Genomic DNA, 992 nt, shown 5'->3' on the forward strand with positions numbered 1-992 from the left:
GGACCGGCGTGAACACCGCGTCCTCGCTCACGCACTCCTGCCCCATCGCGGAGAGCGTCCCGTCCGGGCCCAACTCCAGGAAGGTACGGACGCCTTCGCGCTCCAGGACCTGCACCGCATCGTGGAAGCGGACCGCCTCCCGGACGTGCCGCACCCAGTACTCGGCGGTGCGCAGCTCGTCGGTGAGCTTCCCGGTGAGGGTGGAGACGATCGGGATGCCGGGCTCGCCGTAGGCAAGCCCCTCGGCGACGGTGCGGAACTCCGCGAGCATCGGCTCCATCAGCGGCGAGTGGAACGCGTGGCTGACGGTGAGCCGCTTGGTCTTCCGCCCCTGGGCCGCCAGCTTCTCCGCGACCTCCAGCACAGCCTGCTCGGCACCCGAGATCACCACCGACGACGGCCCGTTGACCGCCGCGATGCCCACCTCGCCGGAGACGAACGGCAGCACCTCGTCCTCGGACGCCTGCACCGCCACCATCGCACCACCAACCGGCAGCGCCTGCATCAGGCGGCCGCGAGCCGCCACCAGCTTGGCCGCATCCGTGAGCGAGAGCACACCCGCCACATGCGCGGCGGCCAGCTCGCCGATCGAGTGCCCGGCCAGGAAGTCCGGCCGCACACCCCACGACTCCACCAGCCGGAACAGCGCCACCTCGATCGCGAACAGCGCCGGCTGGGTGTACCCGGTCTGATCCAACTCCTCGCTGCCGAAAACCACCTCACGCAGCGGACGCTCCAGATGCCCGTCCAGCTCCGCACACACCGCGTCGAAAGCCTCGGCGAAATGCGGGAAGGTCTCGTACAGCTCCCGGCCCATACCGGCCCGCTGGCTCCCCTGCCCCGCGAACAGGAACGCCACCCGACCGGCCGTACCGGCCACGCCGACCACCGACCGCGCCGCAGACTCACCCCGCGACAACGCCTCCAGACCCGCACAGAGCTCGTCCTGCCCCGAACCCACCAGCACAGCCCGGTGCTCGAACACCGAACGC

Annotated in this window: 1 protein-coding gene; it reads right to left on the reverse strand. The window is 71.0% G+C overall.

Annotated elements, in window-relative coordinates; translation table 11 throughout:
* The coding region (locus tag ABD369_RS40715; protein WP_344641678.1) for an acyltransferase domain-containing protein at nt 1-992 on the reverse strand (992 nt) is incomplete at both ends.

The organism is Kitasatospora cystarginea, assembly GCF_039533515.1.
GTDB lineage: Bacteria > Actinomycetota > Actinomycetes > Streptomycetales > Streptomycetaceae > Kitasatospora > Kitasatospora cystarginea.